The 18,569-nt window shown below is 37.1% G+C and carries 19 protein-coding genes and 1 pseudogene; 14 read left to right on the forward strand and 6 right to left on the reverse strand.

The window, feature by feature from the left end; genetic code table 11:
* Positions 1-111: 111 nt before the first annotated feature.
* The 3 genes from ABOA58_RS09695 to ABOA58_RS09705 form a co-directional block, all read right to left on the reverse strand.
* Positions 112-510 (reverse strand): DoxX family protein, encoded by a 399-nt coding sequence (locus tag ABOA58_RS09695; RefSeq protein WP_137019823.1) that lies wholly within the window; start codon positions 508-510, stop codon positions 112-114.
* Between the two features lie 761 nt (positions 511-1,271).
* Positions 1,272-1,853 (reverse strand): YitT family protein, encoded by a 582-nt coding sequence (locus ABOA58_RS09700; protein WP_350302101.1) that lies wholly within the window; start codon positions 1,851-1,853, stop codon positions 1,272-1,274.
* 318 nt (positions 1,854-2,171) lie between these two features.
* Positions 2,172-3,662, reverse strand: coding sequence for a DHA2 family efflux MFS transporter permease subunit (locus tag ABOA58_RS09705; RefSeq protein WP_350302102.1), 1,491 nt, complete (start codon positions 3,660-3,662; stop codon positions 2,172-2,174).
* Positions 3,663-4,591: 929 nt separating this feature from the next.
* Between ABOA58_RS09705 and ABOA58_RS09710 the strand changes: the two genes are divergently transcribed.
* The 4 genes from ABOA58_RS09710 (at position 4,592) to ABOA58_RS09725 (ending at position 8,725) form a co-directional block, all read left to right on the forward strand.
* Positions 4,592-5,935 carry an amino acid permease gene (locus tag ABOA58_RS09710; RefSeq protein ID WP_305162108.1) on the forward strand — a complete coding sequence of 448 codons (1,344 nt, stop codon included), beginning with the start codon at positions 4,592-4,594 and terminating at the stop codon, positions 5,933-5,935.
* Between the two features lie 135 nt (positions 5,936-6,070).
* Positions 6,071-7,084 carry an SIS domain-containing protein gene (locus ABOA58_RS09715; RefSeq protein WP_350302103.1) on the forward strand — a complete coding sequence of 338 codons (1,014 nt, stop codon included), beginning with the start codon at positions 6,071-6,073 and terminating at the stop codon, positions 7,082-7,084.
* A gap of 62 nt (positions 7,085-7,146) precedes the next feature.
* Positions 7,147-7,929 (forward strand): fructoselysine 6-kinase, encoded by a 783-nt coding sequence (gene frlD / locus ABOA58_RS09720; protein ID WP_350302104.1) that lies wholly within the window; start codon positions 7,147-7,149, stop codon positions 7,927-7,929.
* Positions 7,930-7,996: 67 nt separating this feature from the next.
* Positions 7,997-8,725 carry a GntR family transcriptional regulator gene (locus ABOA58_RS09725; protein WP_350302105.1) on the forward strand — a complete coding sequence of 243 codons (729 nt, stop codon included), beginning with the start codon at positions 7,997-7,999 and terminating at the stop codon, positions 8,723-8,725.
* A 36-nt stretch (positions 8,726-8,761) separates the two neighbouring features.
* On the opposite strand, the gene ABOA58_RS09730 is transcribed toward ABOA58_RS09725, so the two are convergent.
* Together ABOA58_RS09730 and ABOA58_RS09735 are read right to left on the reverse strand one after the other, a co-directional pair.
* Entirely contained in the window at positions 8,762-8,932 is a 171-nt protein-coding gene (locus ABOA58_RS09730) for a hypothetical protein (protein ID WP_350302106.1), read from the reverse strand.
* 43 nt (positions 8,933-8,975) lie between these two features.
* Positions 8,976-9,482 (reverse strand): DinB family protein, encoded by a 507-nt coding sequence (locus tag ABOA58_RS09735; RefSeq protein WP_350302107.1) that lies wholly within the window; start codon positions 9,480-9,482, stop codon positions 8,976-8,978.
* Positions 9,483-9,803: 321 nt separating this feature from the next.
* Here ABOA58_RS09735 and ABOA58_RS09740 point away from each other — a divergent pair, with 321 nt between their 5' ends.
* The gene (locus ABOA58_RS09740; protein ID WP_350302108.1) at positions 9,804-10,010 is read left to right on the forward strand and encodes a hypothetical protein; all 207 of its coding nucleotides are present in this window, start codon (positions 9,804-9,806) and stop codon (positions 10,008-10,010) included.
* Between the two features lie 395 nt (positions 10,011-10,405).
* Here the strand turns inward: ABOA58_RS09740 and ABOA58_RS09745 are convergent.
* Positions 10,406-10,606: pseudogene (locus tag ABOA58_RS09745) on the reverse strand (IS5/IS1182 family transposase); the annotation flags it as partial.
* Between the two features lie 342 nt (positions 10,607-10,948).
* Here ABOA58_RS09745 and ABOA58_RS09750 point away from each other — a divergent pair.
* From ABOA58_RS09750 to ABOA58_RS09790, 9 genes are all read left to right on the forward strand, one after another.
* The gene (locus tag ABOA58_RS09750) at positions 10,949-12,061 is read left to right on the forward strand and encodes an ABC transporter substrate-binding protein (RefSeq protein WP_350302109.1); all 1,113 of its coding nucleotides are present in this window, start codon (positions 10,949-10,951) and stop codon (positions 12,059-12,061) included.
* On the forward strand, positions 12,051-12,884 hold the full coding sequence (locus ABOA58_RS09755; RefSeq protein WP_350302110.1) for an alkaline phosphatase family protein: 834 nt from the start codon (positions 12,051-12,053) through the stop codon (positions 12,882-12,884). The genes ABOA58_RS09750 and ABOA58_RS09755 overlap by 11 nt, the downstream gene beginning before the upstream one ends.
* Positions 12,885-13,000: 116 nt before the next feature.
* Positions 13,001-13,855, forward strand: a complete 855-nt coding sequence (locus tag ABOA58_RS09760) for an ABC transporter permease (RefSeq protein ID WP_350302111.1) — start codon at positions 13,001-13,003, stop codon at positions 13,853-13,855.
* A complete protein-coding gene (locus ABOA58_RS09765) occupies positions 13,852-14,724 on the forward strand; it encodes an ABC transporter permease (protein WP_350302112.1) in 873 nt (290 codons plus the stop codon). Before ABOA58_RS09760 ends, ABOA58_RS09765 begins: the two co-directional genes overlap by 4 nt.
* Complete coding sequence (locus ABOA58_RS09770) at positions 14,724-15,737, forward strand: ABC transporter ATP-binding protein (RefSeq protein WP_350302113.1); 1,014 nt, start codon at positions 14,724-14,726, stop codon at positions 15,735-15,737. The genes ABOA58_RS09765 and ABOA58_RS09770 overlap by 1 nt, the downstream gene beginning before the upstream one ends.
* 27 nt (positions 15,738-15,764) lie before the next feature.
* A complete protein-coding gene (locus tag ABOA58_RS09775; protein ID WP_350302114.1) occupies positions 15,765-16,547 on the forward strand; it encodes a DeoR/GlpR family DNA-binding transcription regulator in 783 nt (260 codons plus the stop codon).
* 90 nt (positions 16,548-16,637) lie between these two features.
* Entirely contained in the window at positions 16,638-17,510 is an 873-nt protein-coding gene (locus tag ABOA58_RS09780; RefSeq protein ID WP_350302115.1) for a Cof-type HAD-IIB family hydrolase, read from the forward strand.
* Positions 17,511-17,539: 29 nt separating this feature from the next.
* Positions 17,540-17,869, forward strand: a complete 330-nt coding sequence (locus ABOA58_RS09785) for a DMT family transporter (protein ID WP_350302116.1) — start codon at positions 17,540-17,542, stop codon at positions 17,867-17,869.
* Positions 17,870-17,899: 30 nt separating this feature from the next.
* On the forward strand, positions 17,900-18,220 hold the full coding sequence (locus ABOA58_RS09790) for a DMT family transporter (RefSeq protein ID WP_063592920.1): 321 nt from the start codon (positions 17,900-17,902) through the stop codon (positions 18,218-18,220).
* Positions 18,221-18,569: the final 349 nt, after the last annotated feature.

The following is an 18,569-nucleotide window of genomic DNA, read 5'->3' on the forward strand; positions in this document are numbered from 1 at the left end:
AGGAAAACCTATTGGGACTCTTTTAATTTCTATTTAGAAAGGAAAACGAAGGTGAAAGTAATATCACTTTGAAAAAACACCGATATCGGTGTTTTTTCATTGTTAATTTATTTATATTGTTACGCTATCCTTATTACTCACTGAAGCGGATTTTAATATTTTATGATGATAAATATAAGAGCCGGCTATCAAAATATATCCGATAATGAAAAGAAGCCATCCACTGGCGGGATCGCCAACTGATATGCTTGAATACATAGCACCCGTCAAATCAAATACAAAACCTGCATAAGCCCATTCCTTGATTCTCGGAAAGCCAGGAATAAGTATTGCCACGACACCTAATAATTTGGCAATTCCAATAAAGGGTAGGAGGTAGGTGGGATAACCTAAATGATTAAATAAAGCGACTGCATCGGGAACAGACATTATATCCGGTATAGAGCCCAAAACCATTAGTGCCACTAAAAGCCCTGTAAAAATCCAATATATAATTTTTATTTTTTTCATTTATTCTCATTCCCTCCCTTAGATTGACATTCTAATCATATTCCACTTTCCTTTTATTAATGCATTCTATAAAAAATTATTGAGATTCAACAGTAATATCACGAGTGCAGCACGAAATCACGAGTAAACGTACTGAACTCACGAGTAAATAGCCAAAATTCACGAGTAAACGTCGCAAACTCACGAGTAAAACAGCAAAACACGAGTAAACGTCGCGAAATCACGAGTGCAGCACGAAATCACGAGTAAACGTACTGAAATCACGAGTAAATAGCCAAAATTCACGAGTAAACGTCGCAAACTCACGAGTAAAACAGTAAAATTCACGAGTAAACGGCGCGAAATCACGAATGCAGCACGAAATGACGAGTAAACGTACTGAAATCACGAGTAAACGGCGACTGCCTGCCAAGCCGCATCAAAGCAAGCGTCCCTGGGGACTCGGCTAGCCAGTTTTTTGGCAGGAGTGTCGCAAATTTCTTAAATCTAGTGAGGATTTCCTCCGTTTGATCTTTTACATCCTTAAGAGAGAGTTGATCACAAAATCATGAATAAAGATTATCGTTTGCCCAATTATTCTAGTCTAAAAATCCATGCTTGAAGGTGATTTTGGAGTTTTCTTTAATGTAAAAGGCAGTGGATGCTTTAACCAATGCCTTTTTGATGAAGGATTTAAAAAATATTCCATACCTTTTCTGCTTTTATCCCTGAAGTGTTGGTAAATATGTATTGCGAACAATGTATTTGATCCTTTTGCAGCTTTATCTTGTAAAAAAGTTTATTGATTTAAAAGAATTGAATAAAATGACGCATATCCCGACACAGGAAATCGTGATGAGGGAATACATTAACTTTAAGTCTTTCAATATAATAATTCCCGCAATAACTATGAGAGAATCAATGATAAAAATAATAATTCCAGGATTAGTTGCTGTGGTTTTAGAGATTAATAGTGCTAGTAAATCCACTCCACCGGGGCTAATATGTTGTCTCAGCATAAAACCGACACCAATCCCAATCGTCATTCCGCCGATAATGGCACTTGTTATGATCGGTAGATGAACCAAACCGTTTAGTGGTGTTAGCCAATCAATAATGGTTGATGTAAAAGCTAACCCAAGGATGGCATTAAAGAAATAAGACTTATCGTATAGAAGAGATAAAAGGTATATGGGAATATTGATCATGATCATGGTATGTCCAACCTGGATTCCCCAAACATATTTGATTAACAAACTTATTCCAAATATCCCGCCATTTATTAGATGAATGGGAACGATAAACAGGTTAATACCAATTCCAATGCAAAAACTTGAAAAAAGCAGAGTAACTAACTTTTTCATTAATACATTCCCCTTGTCCAAATCATTATCTTAAAATATATAAGAGGAATGTAAATATATACTCAGCATATGAAAGTACCGGAGCAATTTGTGAATTGCTGGCTTTGTTCTTAGAAGATTTTCTGAAGAGACATGGGATTACGCTGGATCAAAATAAAGGCCGTCATCTGGAGGCCAGGAAGTAATTTGGGCAAAAAAAGAGACACTCATAAAAAGTGTCTCTTTTTTGGCATTTATATGTCTTCATGGGGCAAGTCAGTTTAATGATATAAGGTTTTTTTTTACTTTGGAAAATAGGTTGAATTTTGCCTTGATTATTCAAGGCGCTTTTTTTGATAGGCGATTTGTAATGGTATCTTCTTGTGGTGATGTTTGCCGTATATAGAAGGCCAGTATGAATGCAACTATGGTCAAACCTGTTGCGATCATGAATGCATCATCCACACCCATTACGCTGCCTTGTTTAATGGCCATCGCCATTTGTGATGTATTATCTGGTGATATATTCCTTTGAGATAAGATTTCCTGTACATGTTTCGTTCCCTGGTTTGTCATGATGGAAACAAAGAATGCCATGCCAACAGCGCCTGCTACCATTCTCAATGTATTGACCATTGCTGTTCCATATTTATTTAGGCTAAGTGCCAATTCATTTAATCCAGCTGTGAAGATAGGCATCATCAGTATCGACATTCCGAACATTCTAATCGTATATACCCACACCACATAAGAATAGGACGTATCTGTTTGTAGCCGCGCTAAAAGATAGGTTGTAATGATAGTGATGGCAAGTCCGCTCACCGCAAGCCATCTTGCACCAAATCGATCAAACAGCTTACCTGTGATAGGAGACATGATCCCCATTAAAATCCCGCCAGGCAATAGCATGAGACCGGATTCCATCGGAGTGAACCCACGGATATTCTGCATATAGATTGGCATGATGATCATTCCGGAGAACATACCCATAGTTGCGATGACATTGATGATTGTCGTTAAAGTGAACATCCGATACCGGAAAATTCTAAATTCCAAAATAGGATGAGATACAGTGAATTGCCTCCAGACAAATAAAGCTAAACTGATTCCTCCGACAAGGAACATCGTCAGTACTTCAGGACTGCCCCAGCCCTTGGTACCGCCTGTAGCAAATCCATATAGAACCCCGCCGAATCCGATAGTGGATAGAATTACACCCAGTTTATCGAGTTTAGGCCGGCTGGTTTTCCCTACTTTTTTAATGATGAAAATGGCAAAGATGAAGTCAAGCAGGGCGAATGGGAAAATGATGAAAAATAGAACCCGCCATGAATAGTTTTGGATAATCCATCCTGATAATGTCGGTCCTACAGCTGGGGCAAAATTCATCGCGATACCAAATATGCCCATTGCGAAACCGCGTCTGTTAGGCGGAAATAAAGTGAAAATTACATTTGTAATCAACGGGAACAAAATCCCCGCACCTGCAGCTTGAACCACACGTCCGATCAATAAGACGGAGAAGCTGGGGGCAATTCCACATAAAAAAGTTCCTAATGCAAAGAGTCCCATCGAAGCAAGATATAATTGTCTTGTATTGAATCGTTCCATTAAGAAAGCGGTAATCGGGATGACAATCCCATTGACCAATAAGAAGATTGTTGTAAGCCAATTAGCTGTTGCAGCTGATATATCAAAATGAGTCATTAATTGAGGCAATGCGATATTGATTAAAGTCTGATTTAAGAAAGCGACTAAAGCACCAGCCAGCATCACCGCAAACATGGGGCCTGTACGAATTTTAGTGGTGGCTGTTTTGTCGTGATTCATTATTATGGCACGTCCTTTCCGCTAGGATAGTACAAATTGTACTATCTGCTATTTTTAAAAGTTAAAGAAACTAATTCGTCTCACGAAGTATTAGTGTAAACCAACCTATATTTCCCAATAAAATACACCATTTAAGGAGATTCACTTCAATTTACAGCTTTTTTGAGGTGTTTATTCTTTATTAACCACTCACTTGACAATATTTCAGGATACATTCTCTTGGAAATCCCCCAGGTTAACATCCATTCTACAGGTATATCATATTTCAAACAATAATCACCAATATAATACTTACAATGTACCAGAGAAATTTTTGCACTAGGTATAAATACTTTAACATTCTATCATTCGTATTCACTAATAAATAGTTAATTGATAAAAAGGTGTGATGAACAATAAAATCATGCATTTTCCGTATATTGAGAATTAATATTTTTTAAATATTCAAAATAATTATTGCAATAAATGTATTGGTTAATTATAATACAAAACATAACAAATAATAAGTCGTTTTGAGGGGGTGAAAGAATTTAATATTGCAGGGATGAATATCACTTTTAGGCATTTCCCTTTTCATTATTTTTTGGATTGCATGGACAAACTTGAGATTAAAAGCATTGAATTATGGGGTGGGGAGCCTCATTTGTATGTTTATCGCAACATACTAGGAAATATAAGGAGTTTGAGAAGGGAAATTAAATCTTGTTTCACAAGAGAAATCATGGAAGTATGCAAGTGACTCAATCTTTCAATTAACCAAAGTAGCTGAGAAGGAAGGTTTGATGCTTAAAAGCCATCGTTACAAAGGAAGTTGTACTCTAGAGATTATGGGATCAAATTATTATCAAAATCCAAGTGATGCAATCATGAAATCTATTGAAAAAGTAAGGGAATTGGGAATTTAATCATCTAATTTGGAGGAACTCTTTATGAGTAATGGCACACTTACACGAAAACTGGGTTTTTGGTCTGCTCTAGCAATTGCTGTTGGAACTACTATAGGATCGGGTATTTTTGTCTCATCTGGTGATGTTGCAAGGGCTGCGGGTACTCCTTCCATTTCTATTCTAGCCTGGATAATAGGCGGGGTGATTGCCATACCGCAAGTAATGGTTCTGGCCGAGTTATCGACAGCATACCCCCAAAATGGAAGCGGTTACGTTTATTTGAATAAAGCTGGGTGGAGGCCTTTGGCATTTTTATATGGATGGGCCACTTTCTGGGCGTTGGATCCTCCATCCATATCGATTATGGCTTTAGCGATTGTTTCTTATTTAGCAACCTTTTTCCCATTTTTCTCAGGAGTTGCCGGGAAATTATTGGGTATTGCGATCATCCTGCTCATCACATCGATTCATTATCGAAGTGTGAAAGAAGGAGGTCTTTTCCAAGTCATTATCACGGCTATCAAGATCATTCCTTTCCTGATCGTCATTGTGCTGGGAATAATGTATATGAACCCTGAAAACTTTGCTTATACTCCAGGACCTGGTGCCCAAAAGTCAAGTTTAATAGGCGGTGTATCTGCAACCACATGGGCATATACGGGGATGGCTGCAATTTGTTTCATGGCTGGGGAGTTCAAAAATCCAGGGAAAATACTTCCCCGAGCTCTTATTAGTTCGGTATTCATCGTGTTGGCTCTATATACGCTGCTAGCCATTTGTGTCATCGGCTTGATGCCATTTGAAGAATTAATCAACTCCAATGCGGCTGTTTCCGAAGCTGTAAAATATATTCCGGGATTATCGGATATTGCATCATCATTTGTGGCCATTACGGCGATTATTGTTATCTTGGGTTCGCTAAGCTCTTGCATAATGTTTCAGCCCCGCCTTGAGTATGCAATGGCAAAGGACGGACTATTCTTTCAACGCTTTGCGAAGGTCCATCCTAAATATGAAACTCCAAGCTTCTCCATCATCGTTCAGGTTACGTATGCATGTATTCTTGTGTGCTTCAGTAATTTAACAGTGTTACTTGGCTATTTCACACTGATTCAATTGGTTATTAACATCATGGACTTTGCCGCTGTTTATAAATGTCGTAAAAGGGATGATTATAACCCAATCTATCGTATGCCAATGTGGAGATTAACGACGGTTTTAGCTATTCTTGGAGCATCATGGCTGGCTTGGGGAACTTTTACTTGGGCGCCTATTCAAGGAGTGATTGCAGCATTGATCGTCATCGCAACAGGTCTGCCGGTTTACTATTATTGGGAAAGGAAATATGGATCCAAGAAAAATAACGACAGCGATATCGTGGCTTAGCAGAATGTTAAGGGAAGTTGGGCCTTCTCTTGACAAACGCACTAAAATTTAAAATAAAACAATTGTACAAATTATTATGTTTAGATATAATACAAGACATAACAAATAAACAGAGATACAGGGAGGAAGATGTTGATGCTAAAGTTTGATGAAGAGTTATTTCTTAATCTTGTAGAAAAAGAGGGCCTTGCTTTTAGAGGCCAGATTGAAGAAATCGTAGATGGAATCACAAAAAGGGGCTACAGTAATATATTCCTGATCGGTGCTGGTGGCACCATAGCCATGATGTATCCTTATGAATACATTTTAAAATCAAATTCTACCATCGATGTCCATGCAGAAATTGCTGCTGAGTTCATGGTGATGAATCATAAGCATTTCAGCAAAGATTCAGTCTGTATTTTTACATCTGTATCCGGGACTACTCAAGAAACAGTTGCAGCGGCTGAATATTGTAAAGGAAAAGGCGCCACTACAATCGCTTTAGTTGCAGAGCCAAATACTCCGTTAACACAAATTGCGGATTACTGTATAACGACAGGTTCTGAAACGCACTCTTTTGATACTTTCTTTATGCTTTTGTACATGGTCGTCTTCCGTTTCATGCATAACAACAATGAATTCCCGCAATATGAACAATTCACGAAGGAGGTTTCTCTACTTCCGCGTGCAATTCTAGATGCCGTTAAATCTTTTGACAAAAAAGCAGAGGAATTTGCCATTACACATAAAGATACGGATTACCACATGATGGTCGGTTCTGGTAACCTATGGGGAAACACTTATTCATATGCAATGTGCATTTTAGAGGAAATGCAATGGATCCAGGCGAAATCCATCCACGCTGCAGAGTTTTTCCATGGTACGCTTGAACTTGTTGTTGAAGATACAAGTGTTATTTTACTAAAAGGAGAAGATGAAACTAGACCGCTGATGGACCGTGTAGAGAGATTTGTAGAAAATATCTCGAAAAATTTAACGGTTATTGATACCAAAAGCTTTGAAATGGAAGGTATCAGCGAAGAATTCAGAAAGCACTTTTCTGTTAGTATTAACTGGTCAGTATTAAGTCGAATCAGCGTTTACCTTGAGCGTGAAAGAAATCATCCATTAACACTTAGAAGATACTATCGCCAAATGGAATATTAAGATATGTGGAGCACTACTTAGTAGTGCTCATTTCTTAAGTTTAAAGAAAGCGGGGGAAAAAGATGAGAACGGTTTCAATCGGAGATAACTGTATGGATGTATATCAAAGGAAAGGGGAGGTCTATCCTGGCGGTAATTCTTTAAATGTGGCTGTCTATTTAAGAGGGTTAGGTGCTGAATCTGCTTATATTGGCTGGGTGGGCTCCGATCAATACAGTGAAAAAATGGTTAAAGCGATTCAGGAAAAAGGTGTTGATATTTCTCATCTTTCGCGGAAAGAAGGAAAAACAGCTGTTACTTTTGTTGAAATGGTAGGAAATGACCGCAGGTTTGGAGAATACGACGAAGGTGTCATGGAACATTTCTGTTTAACGACGGAAGAACTCCATTACATTCAAACATATCAGCTTATACATTCAGGGATTTGGGGACATGCGGATAAGTACTATTCCTTTTTTAAAGAAAAAGGTATGCTCACGTCTTTTGATTTCTCAGATCAGCTAGATCATGATCTGGTGAAGACTTTACCTCAGTTTGTTGATTATCCTTTTTTCTCTTATACGAAGGATGATGCTTTTATCCGCCAGTTTTTAAAGGATGTAAAAAGTCAAGGAGCTAAAATTGCGGTCGCCACTTTAGGTGAAAATGGTTCACTTGCCTATGATGGCATTCAATTTTATCAATGCGGTGTCGTTGAAGATAATGTGGTCGATACGATGGGGGCGGGGGATTCCTTCATTTCCGGTTTTATTTATGGAATATTGAAAGGCCAATCCATCGGCAATTGTTTAGAATTGGGCACTGAGTCTGCTGCGAAGACAATTAGATATTTCGGTGCGTGGTGACTGGGACTGGAAATAATGTATAATAGATAATAAATAATAAATTTTGACGGATAAGGATGAATTTAATATGAATTTAAATCCTTCAACCCCCCAGCCATTATATATGCAAATAAGGCAAATGTTGAAGAATGATATTCAGAACGGTAAATACAAACCAGATGAACAGATCCCAACCGAAGCAGAGCTTTGTGAAACTTATAACGTTAGCCGCATTACCATACGAAAAGCAATAGAGGAATTGGTGAAGGAAGGAACACTGACACGTATTCCGCGCAGGGGTACCTTTGTTGCATCTAATAAGTTTCATAATGAGTTGTTATCCATAAGTGGATTCTCAGAGTTTAGTCATCAGCTAGGGAAGATACCGAATTCCCGGATTTTAAGAAGTGAGGTCATAACCGCCCCAAAAGATGTTGCAGGTCATCTCCTCATTGAAGAAGGAAGCCCCGTTCTCGAACTTGAGCGACTCATGTATGTAGATGAGCGTCCACTTTTCTACGATACCGCTCATTATTCGTTACTTCGTTTTCCGGATTTAGAAAAGAAGATTGCAAGGGATGAATCAACTTATAAGATCCTTTTGGAAGATTACCATACAGAAATAGTCAGTAACGATAAAATTATAGACGTCATTGGTGCTACAAAAATCTATGCTAAATATTTAGAATGCGATATTGGCGCGAATTTATTTAGAATAGTGAAGATTGCTTTCGATGCAAACGACCAACCTGTACATCTCTCAACGTTCATGTGTGAAACCAACAAGGTCAATCTGACTGTTCATCGGGCAAAATAGGTCATGCCAATAATTTGGCATGACCTATTTAAATATCTAGTTTTGATTTTCCTCCTCCAAACTTTCTTCATTGATCATGGCATTTAAAATATCCTTACAATTAAAACATAAGATATTCTTGTTATCTAACAAAATACCGTTCAGAAAACCTGCCGTACAATACACATCACGTGCACAGCGAACACAAAAGCCAACTAGTTCATCCATTGATACATCCCCCTACTCAGGAAATGGTATATAGTTTGATGTTCTATTTTGCATAAAGATAAAGGCCAAAATCTTGCATAACGGAAGTGTGCCCCATTTGCCGTAACATGGTAGCTATATTGCCACGATGATATGATCCGTGAGTGACAACGTGTAATACCGATTCGGAAATGGTAGTTTCAAGCAAGCCGGCATAGGGGTTATCCACGACAATTACCTTTTCCATATCCTCTGTACTCAGAAGTGCTTTGTTTCTTTCGTATAGGTCTAAAAATATTTTTTTCATTTCCCCAATACTTTTCTTTTCCACGCCTTCTTTTAATTGATTAGAAGATGCCATTGCTTCATCCATACTTATACCTGAGATAATATCAAACCACGCGTAATCTGTGAGATAAATATGAGACAACACTTTTGATACCGACGAAAAACCAGTCTGAATTTCCTTATGGTAAATGTGTTCTGGAAGTTCATTTAACCGATCGATGATGACTCCATTTGCCCACGCGTGATAGTTATACATTTCTAATACTGGCTCAGGGTGATTCATTTAAAAAACCTCCATATACACTAGTTTTTTCGTATTGAACAATTTATGCAGGAAGAACAAAAAAATTCAGGTGTTTTCAAAAAAGTATTTGTTATAAATATGTAGTTCTCTTATATATAAAACAATTCCTCCTAATGATTCTATCGGTATGTGTGCTCATCGCGAAGGTACCATGTTTAAAAAAAGAGGTATTGAGATCATACAAACTGCTTAACATTCTGAGTATAAAAAATGAATTGTTAGTTGAGCACCACTTAATGGCATTTTTTCTTGCAGGAAAATAGCTCCTTATATCGAACTGATAGTAAAGGAGATGGTAATATGAATCTAAGGATCAAATATAGGCTTTATATCCATGTAGACGGAAAACTTATTCCAGAACAGTATGACCGATACGAGATACTAAACGTCAGAGAAGGTATAGATCCAAATGATACTAAGGATTACGAAGAGCTTATTAAAAAATTGAGTAAGTCGATTAATCGGCCTGTAAATGAATTTGAAATAAAAAACTATGAAACAATGTAATTGCATCCTTTTCGGGGATTGATCGAATGTTACGTATTCTAAAATTTTCTCCTTCAATAGAACGAAATTCATAAAATTTAAAAGTGAAAATAAATAAAGAAAACCTAAAATGAGCCTCCTCCTTATATTACCAGATGTAAATGTAAGGAGAGAGGAAATTTAAGATCTTGCTTCAGTAGGGGTAATGGTGATTGGAAAAAAGAAAATGGGTATAATTAATCAAGCAAAATCTTTGTCTTCAAAAAGCTATTAAAATTTGAAATACCGTGGTTTCAGCCCAATTTATCTATCCTTTCTAGTAGGTTTCTGCGCACGGTCGGAAGGATAAAATAAGGATTTTGATTATTTTGAAATAGACCACGATAGAATATGTGATGAATACAACATCCAGGCTATAGGAATTTCAGTCCAACTAAAATAACTCGATCAATACTTGGGCGTCCTACCTCTGAATACATATCTTTCACCAATTCATAAATGAAAGAGAAGTCAATGGCAGCCTCGATTTTACGAACCAAATGGTTCGATGGCACCAGTTGATCTAACGTAATCATTTCAAGTTGATCTCGCTGAATAGAATTATGTTTCGAAAGCATCCTCATCACCTCAAGTTTTAATAGTTCTATTTTAAAACAAAAAAGACTGTAGACAAACTCGATTTTCATCGAGTTTGTCTACAGTCTGAAACTCTCTTGTATCAAGAGAGTTTTTTTGCATGAAAAGTTATTTAGCTAACAGGGAGTTTTGTTAACGACGAGCTAAAAAGAGGCGGAAAAGGGTGATATGTTTGAATAAAATTTTTTCACATTCTCTTTTATAGACTGATTTACAAAATCTTAACATTTGGTTTATGTGGAATTAATGTTTTCTGATTATGATTAAACCGTAACAAACAGTAATAAACATTAAAGATTCCACACTAAATGGAGGCACTTTTTATGAATCGCACATTCAAGAAGAAATGTTATAAGTCTATTCAAGCTTTGATTTTAGGGGTGAGTGTACTGGGATTAGCTGCTTGTGGAGCTACTAATGAGGAGGCTGCTCCAGTGGTTAAGGATCCAAATTCGTTAACCTTGAAAGAAATTGAAACAAAGGCAAAAGAAGAGGGGACTATTAATAGTGTCGGTATGCCTGATTCATGGGCTAACTGGGGAGAAACTTGGAATGAAGTGATGAAAAATTATACATTGGAACACAATGATACAGATTTGTCCAGTGCCGAAGAGATTGCCAAAATGGAATCTGAAGGAGAGAGTGCAACAGCTGATATCGGCGATGTAGGGATTTCCTTTGGACCAATCGCGGAACAAAAAGAATTAACGATGCCATATAAAACTTCCTATTGGGACGAGGTACCTGACTGGGCAAAAGATGACAATGGAGATTGGGTTGTTGGCTACCAAGGAACGATTGCATTCTTTACTAATAAAGAATTAGTAGATAACCCGCCAAAATCTTGGGATGACATATTAAAAGGAGATTATAAAGTAACAGTTGGAGATGTTCAGCGTGGTACACAGAATCAAATGGCCGTACTTGCTGCCGCTATCGCTTACGGCGGTGATGAAACAAATCTCCAACCAGGAATTGACTTTTTTGCTAAGCTTGCCAAGCAAGGCCGCCTTAGCTTAACTGATGCCAAGCCGGCCAACATCGAAAAAGGGGAAGTGGAAGTTGCCCTTGTTTGGGATTTCAATGCTCTTGGTTACGCTGACCAAATTAACCGCGATCAATTTGACGTCACCATTCCAAGTGAAGGTTCAGTCGTAAGCGGCTACGCAACCATTATTAACAAATTTGCCAAGCATCCGCATGCTGCGATGGCGACTAGAGAATATATCTTAAGCGATGAAGGACAAATTAATTTAGCTAAAGGCTTTGCCCGACCAATTCGCGATGTAGAACTTCCGAAAGAAGTAGCTGAAAAAATGGTTCCAGAAGAACAGTACAAAAATGCAAAACCAATTGAAGATTACAAAGCTTGGGAAGAAACGGCTAAAAATTTACCGCAGATTTGGCAAGAAGAGGTGTTAGTCCATGTCAAATAAAGTAATAGCAATTGTTGTTGATGGTATGAGATACGATAAAGCATGCGAGACACTTGGATTTATTCAGCATTTAGTTGAAACGAACCAAGCGTCACTTTACAAAATTAAGTCGGAGCTTCCAAGTCTTTCCCGTCCAATATATGAAGTGTTGTTAACAGGAACGCCGGCTTCAATGAATGGGATTACGTCCAATCAAGCCATTCGTTTATCTACCGAGAAAAGTCTCTTTCATCTTACGAAAGAAAACGGGTTAAGAAACGGAGCAGTATCTTATTACTGGGTAAGCGAACTTTATAATCGTGCGCCATTCCATTTTATTGAAGACCGTGAGCAAGAAAATGAATCCAATCCAATTCAATACGGAAAATTTTATTGGGACGATGACTATCCAGACAGTCATGTGTTAATGGATGCAGAAGCTTTACGCAGAAAGTATGATCCTCACTTTTTATATATTCATCCGCTCGGTGTAGATGTAAAAGGGGAAATTTTCGGTTCGGAATCGAAAGAATATCGTGAACAAATCTTAAAAATGGGAAGCTTGTTGGCACAACTTTTACCAATTTGGATCAAAGAAGGTTACCACATTTTAATTACATCGGATCATGGCATGAGTGAATATGGCAACCATGGCGGCATAACTGATGGTGAACGTGATGTACCGCTCTTTATCATTAGTCCAAAAGTTGAGCCTGGCGTTTATGGTGAAGTGGTTCCGCAATTAGCTTTTGCACCGCTCGTTTGTGAACTTTTAAATATTGAGCCGTCCGATAAAATGATTTCATATCAATTTCCAGGTCTGAAAGGAAAAGTTACCCTTTAAAAAAGATACATCATCCAAAATAAAAATGAAGAATGAAGGTTGACTGGAATTGGTTTAACGAATGTACTGTTAGACCAATTCCCAAATTGTTAGAGAATATAGAGGAGCGAGAAGTCATGCGAAAAATAAAAAAACAAAAAGTTTACTTATTAGCTCTTTTACTGCCATTTATTATGTTTGTGATTGGATTTGAGATAGGACCATTAGTGGCAATGATTAAAAATAGTTTTTATGCAGATGATGGAATTCAAGTTACGATTGATCAATACTTAACCATATTCAAAAGTGAATTTTACTTACAAGCCATTAAAAATAGCCTGGTCATTTCCTTATTTTCTGCTGTAACTTCTGTGATTGTAGCAGTCATTGTAGCCTATTCGTTTACAAAGTTCTCACAAAAAATAAAAAATCGTTTACTGATGATTACCAATATGGCATCGAACTTTGAGGGGATTCCCCTTTCATTTTCATTTATTATTTTACTTGGAAACAATGGGTTGTTTACGTTGCTTTTTTCTAAGATTGGTGGGGATGTGTTTGCGGATTTTAATTTATATTCATGGACAGGCCTCATTCTTGTTTATATATATTTTCAAATTCCGCTTGCTATTATGCTCATCTACCCGTCTTATCAAGGAATAAAGAAACAATGGAAAGAAGCCTCTTCATTATTAGGAGGATCAACATTATCATTTTGGCTTCACATTGGGATTCCAGTTCTTTTACCTAGTATTGTAGGTACATTCAGTATTTTGTTTGCTAATTCGATGGGAGCTTACGCTACAGCCTATGCATTAGTAGGCAGCAACTATAACTTATTGTCATTGCAAATTGCCTCACTAGTTGCTAGTGACGTTGCATTAAAGCCGCAGCTAGGAAGTGCATTGGGAGTTCTTCTAGCAGCGACAATGATAGGGGCGATGTGGTTCAATGAACGAATGATGCGCCGCATTAGGAGGGATTTACGATGAAATCTTCATTGACTTTTCATAAAGTGATTGTTGGGTTACTAGTTATATATTTATTAATTCCGCTTGTAGGAACATTTTTATTCTCGATTGCCGGTAAATGGGATCATACCATTTTACCTGAGAGTTATACAATGAAATGGTACATTGAATTATTTCAAGATGAACGGTTTTTTGATGCCTTTCGACGAACGCTGTTTTTAATTGTCATGTCTGTAGGTCTTAGTGTTGTTATTATGCTTCCGACTATCTTTATCATCACGGTATATTTCAGTAAATGGGAAGGATTACTTCAAGCAGCAGCTATGCTTCCTTATGGAATTCCTCCCATTGTTGGAGCTGTTGGATTAATCAAGCTATATTCAGATGGACCGATTCAAATTGCCGGAACACCCTGGATTTTAATAGGTGCTTATTTCATAACGATTCTGCCATTTATGTATCAAGGTATTCGTAACAGTCTTCGTACACTTAATGCTGTGCAGCTTGTTGATGCAGCTGAATTACTCGGTGCTACAAAATTTCAGGCGTTTCGCACAGTGGTGTTTCCAAATATTATATCTGGTATTTTAGTGTCAACCTTATTATCAGTCGCTCTTTTATTTAGTGAGTTTGCTTTTGCCAATTTGCTTGTCGGGGGCCGATTTGAAACGCTTCAAATTTATCTTGCCGACAAACTAAACAGCAGTGGTCACTTAACAAGTGCAATTGTTATTACTTATTATTCAATGATTTTACTTTTAACGGGGATTGTATTAAAACTTACGTTTAAAAACGAAAAAAATCCTGTCGGGTCAAATAAGAAGCGAATTCTTTCATTTTTTAAAAAACATAACTGTAATAAAAATACTGCTTTAGAAGGTGAAAAATAATGAGCTATGTAACCATCGATCAAGTGACTAAGGGGTATGAAAATCAAGTCGTTTTAAATGACATTTCTTTAACATTAAAAAAAGGAGAATTTGCTACACTTCTTGGGCAAAGCGGATGCGGAAAAAGTACATTATTACGTTCCATTGCGGGGCTTGAAGGTGTTGATGTAGGAAGAATCTTAATTGATGGAAAAGATATTACTAATTTATCACCGCGTCAGCGTGAAGTCGGTATGGTGTTTCAGTCTTATGCGCTTTTCCCGAATATGACCGTTTTTGACAATATCGCGTACGGCCTTAAAATGAAGAAGGTAAAAAATATTAAATCAAGAGTGAAAAAGATGATTGATATGGTTGATTTAATAGGAAAAGAAGAGTCTTATCCTCATCAGTTATCTGGCGGACAACAGCAGAGGGTTGCACTTGCCCGAGCGCTTGTCATGGAGCCAAAAGTACTGCTTCTGGATGAGCCGTTAAGCGCATTGGATGCTAAAATTAGAAAAAGTCTGCAAAAAGAATTAAAGAGAATACAGAAAGAATTAGATATTACAACTATTTTTGTTACTCATGATCAGGAAGAAGCAATGACGATGTCTGATAGAATTTTTGTCATGAATAAAGGAAAAGTTGTACAATCTGGTTCTCCATCAGAAATTTATACTTCTCCAGTCAATACATTTGTTGCAAAATTTATCGGAAATTATAATGTTTGTAATATGGAAGTTTTTCATAAACTTGTTCGCAGCACAGAATTAAAAGGGAATGAGGTCGCCATTCGTCCTGAAGTTTTACAATTAGTTTCTGTTGTTGAGGATAGCTTGGATTTACAAGAGAACTGGGGAATTAAAGGGTTTATTAAAGATATTACTATGACAGGGAATGTTTTAAGATATGAAGTAGAAACAGAGGAGTCCGCTTTCCTTGTAGACTATCTTCACCACCGAGGGAAAATGTTTGAGCAAGGAGCACGCGTTCAAATTCTTGTACCGAAGAAAGAATGCATTATTTTATAAATTATTAATGATCATGGGGGAAGAGATATGTCTGTTTTGCCAGAAGAAAGAAAGAATGAAATTTTAAAAGAACTTAACAAAATGGGAAAAGTAAAAGTTATAGAATTAGTTGATCAATTTAATGTTTCAGAGGAAACGATTCGACGCGATTTGATGATATTAGAGGAAAAGGGACTGTTAAAGAGGGTTTACGGTGGAGCGATTAAAACAGTCTTTGAATTTGAGGAGCCTCCATTTACACAGCGTACAACGGTGAATCAAGAAGCGAAAATCAAGGTTGGGAAAAAAGCAGTGGAACTCATTTCCAACGGAGATGTGATTGCCATTGATGTAGGTACAACCATGCTAGAATTTGCCCAGTGTATTGAAAATAAAAAGGACATTACGATTTTAACCAATTCTCTTCCTGTGTCGTCTGTGTTAACCGAATTGCTCAATCAAAATAAGTTTACAGGACAAATTCTATTACTGGGAGGACAAATTGATCCAAAGCATCAATCTATATGCGGGGGTCTCACTGAACAAATGTTAAATCAATTTAATATTGATAAAGCGTTCATTTCAGCTGGTGGTGTTTCCATTCAAAGTGGTGTTAGTAATTATCATTTACGTGAAACATTAGTTTCACGCAAGATGGTCGAGGTATCAAAGCAAGTTATATTGCTAACGGATTACTCTAAAATTGGTGTCGACACCTTTTGTAAAGTTTGTCCTCTAGAAAAAGTAGATGTGATTGTCTGCGAGCAACCATTTCCAGAGGAATGGAGAAATGATTCAAGATTAGAGGAAGTCAATTGGATTCAAGCATAGCCCATAAAAGGATATATCGAGATGGAAGAGGCAGGTAAAAAAGCTAGAAAGAAAATTTAATAGATAGAATGAGAAAAGGAGCTATATAGCATGAGTTTCATTGCGATAGATTTAGACGGAACATTATTAAACGACCAGAATGAAATTAGTGAAGAAAATATAAAGGCGATTCAATATGCCCAAGATAGAGGCTTTGAAATAGTTATTTCAACAGGACGGGCTTATTTTGACGTTCAAACAATTTGTGAAAAAGCCGGGATTTCTCCATTTGTAATCGGGACAAATGGCGCAACCATTCATTCAAAAAGCGCAAAGTGCATTTCTTCTATTACGATAACAAAAGATCGTGTCGAATCTATTCTCCAATGGTTAGATGAACGGAATTATTATTACGAAGTGTTCACTGATAAAGCCATCTATACTCTTAAAAAGGGAAGAGAACATTTCCAAAATGAGATTAAAAGTTTGAAAAGCGCAGATTTGAATACAGATATTAAAGAATTAGTTGAAATAGCGGAAAGGCAATTTGACCAGTTTGGATATGTTTTAGTTGAAAACTATCATGATATCTTAAAACAGGAGGAAGAATTCCATAACATTTTAGCATGTTCTTTTGATGAAAATAAATTAGAGGAAGCCTGGAACCAATTCAAAAAGTTTGATGAGTTGATGGTCGTTTCATCTGCTGATCATAACATTGAAATTACTAGTAAAAGAGCTTCAAAAGGAATGGCCCTTGAAAAATTGGCTTTCTTGATGAATGGCTCATTAGATAAGGCTATGGCAATCGGGGACAGCAACAATGATTTATCCATGTTTCAGAAAGTTGGATACAGCGTAGCGATGGGAAATGCAAAAGATGTCATAAAAAATGCTTGTACAACGACAACCCTTAAAAATGATGAAAATGGGGTAGCTTATGCGATTTATCGATATATGGAGAACTTCGTGGTTCAAAAATAAGTGTCAATGCCAAAGGGGAGAGCGATAAAATGGCATGGATATATATCATAATGGCAGGACTTTTGGAAATTGTCTGGGTGATTGGTCTTAAATATTCACACGGATTCACCAAAATTATACCTAGTATATTTACGGTAGTTATTATAATCTTTAGTTTCTTTTTACTTTCAAAAGCTTTACATTCAATACCCTTAGGAACTGGTTACGCCATTTTCACTGGATTGGGAACGGTGGGAACTGTAGTAACTGGGATGCTTTTTTTGGGTGAGACCATTAATCCACTGAAAGTATTTTTTATGGCTTTAATGATATTGGGGATGATTGGAATAAAAGTCCATCCAGCACAACCTAAACATTAAAGGAAATGAACTGATATAGGGGATGATTCAATGGCTTGGTTTTTTCTTATTATTGCCGGATTTGCCGAAATCGGTAGTGTTATAAGCCTGAAACGTGCAGACGGCTTTAAAAAATTGCTCCCCTCTGTAGCGTGTCTTTTTTTGGGGAGTTTAAGCTTTTATTTTCTATCCTTGTCATTAACTTCTCTTCCAGTGGGGACTGCCTATGCAATATGGACCAGTATCGGCTCTGTTGGAAGTGTTTTAGCAGGAATGATCTTCTTTAATGAACCTAGAAGCTTAAGATTAAACCTATTCATTATGTGTATCATTGCAGGGGCTATAGGCATCAAAATCACTTCTGGACATTAAACTAAAAAAAATGCCCTTTAATTTTAGACTAATAGTTGACTCCCGTAAGGTGCGGGAGTCATTCTATTTAGGCTCCATTGGTAAAGAATTGTTTTCTTCCATATACACTTAAATTGATTAGTATAACTATTCAAAATTAACCAAAATGATATGTTAAGCGGACCGGTAGAAATAAGTTGTGCAACAGTTTCTATAGCCTGCTTAGTTGGATATGCTCCTTCTATGTTTGTATTTATTCTTTATGGAAGCATGTTAGGTCGATCACCAGCAATCAAAGGGTTTATTATAAGCAGCTTAGTTAAAATCGCAAACAACAAGAAAAAAGAAACCAACAAAATTTCCAAAAAAA

Origin of the sequence: Peribacillus frigoritolerans (assembly GCF_040250305.1) — a bacterium.
GTDB lineage: Bacteria > Bacillota > Bacilli > Bacillales > DSM-1321 > Peribacillus.

What these genes read in the sequence shown, in the direction of transcription:
- ABOA58_RS09705 (WP_350302102.1), bottom strand. Translation starts at nt 3,662, where the DNA reads ATGAATCACGACAAAACAGCCACCACTAAAATTCGTACAGGCCCCATG.
- ABOA58_RS09735 (WP_350302107.1), bottom strand. Translation starts at nt 9,482, where the DNA reads ATGAATCACCCTGAGCCAGTATTAGAAATGTATAACTATCACGCGTGG.
- ABOA58_RS09710 (WP_305162108.1), top strand. Translation starts at nt 4,592, where the DNA reads ATGAGTAATGGCACACTTACACGAAAACTGGGTTTTTGGTCTGCTCTA.
- ABOA58_RS09780 (WP_350302115.1), top strand. Translation starts at nt 16,638, where the DNA reads ATGAGTTTCATTGCGATAGATTTAGACGGAACATTATTAAACGACCAG.
- ABOA58_RS09695 (WP_137019823.1), bottom strand. Translation starts at nt 510, where the DNA reads ATGAAAAAAATAAAAATTATATATTGGATTTTTACAGGGCTTTTAGTG.
- ABOA58_RS09760 (WP_350302111.1), top strand. Translation starts at nt 13,001, where the DNA reads ATGCGAAAAATAAAAAAACAAAAAGTTTACTTATTAGCTCTTTTACTG.
- ABOA58_RS09770 (WP_350302113.1), top strand. Translation starts at nt 14,724, where the DNA reads ATGAGCTATGTAACCATCGATCAAGTGACTAAGGGGTATGAAAATCAA.
- ABOA58_RS09750 (WP_350302109.1), top strand. Translation starts at nt 10,949, where the DNA reads ATGAATCGCACATTCAAGAAGAAATGTTATAAGTCTATTCAAGCTTTG.
- ABOA58_RS09755 (WP_350302110.1), top strand. Translation starts at nt 12,051, where the DNA reads ATGTCAAATAAAGTAATAGCAATTGTTGTTGATGGTATGAGATACGAT.
- ABOA58_RS09775 (WP_350302114.1), top strand. Translation starts at nt 15,765, where the DNA reads ATGTCTGTTTTGCCAGAAGAAAGAAAGAATGAAATTTTAAAAGAACTT.
- ABOA58_RS09725 (WP_350302105.1), top strand. Translation starts at nt 7,997, where the DNA reads ATGAATTTAAATCCTTCAACCCCCCAGCCATTATATATGCAAATAAGG.
- frlD (WP_350302104.1), top strand. Translation starts at nt 7,147, where the DNA reads ATGAGAACGGTTTCAATCGGAGATAACTGTATGGATGTATATCAAAGG.
- ABOA58_RS09715 (WP_350302103.1), top strand. Translation starts at nt 6,071, where the DNA reads ATGCTAAAGTTTGATGAAGAGTTATTTCTTAATCTTGTAGAAAAAGAG.
- ABOA58_RS09785 (WP_350302116.1), top strand. Translation starts at nt 17,540, where the DNA reads ATGGCATGGATATATATCATAATGGCAGGACTTTTGGAAATTGTCTGG.
- ABOA58_RS09730 (WP_350302106.1), bottom strand. Translation starts at nt 8,932, where the DNA reads ATGGATGAACTAGTTGGCTTTTGTGTTCGCTGTGCACGTGATGTGTAT.
- ABOA58_RS09740 (WP_350302108.1), top strand. Translation starts at nt 9,804, where the DNA reads ATGAATCTAAGGATCAAATATAGGCTTTATATCCATGTAGACGGAAAA.
- ABOA58_RS09790 (WP_063592920.1), top strand. Translation starts at nt 17,900, where the DNA reads ATGGCTTGGTTTTTTCTTATTATTGCCGGATTTGCCGAAATCGGTAGT.
- ABOA58_RS09765 (WP_350302112.1), top strand. Translation starts at nt 13,852, where the DNA reads ATGAAATCTTCATTGACTTTTCATAAAGTGATTGTTGGGTTACTAGTT.
- ABOA58_RS09700 (WP_350302101.1), bottom strand. Translation starts at nt 1,853, where the DNA reads ATGAAAAAGTTAGTTACTCTGCTTTTTTCAAGTTTTTGCATTGGAATT.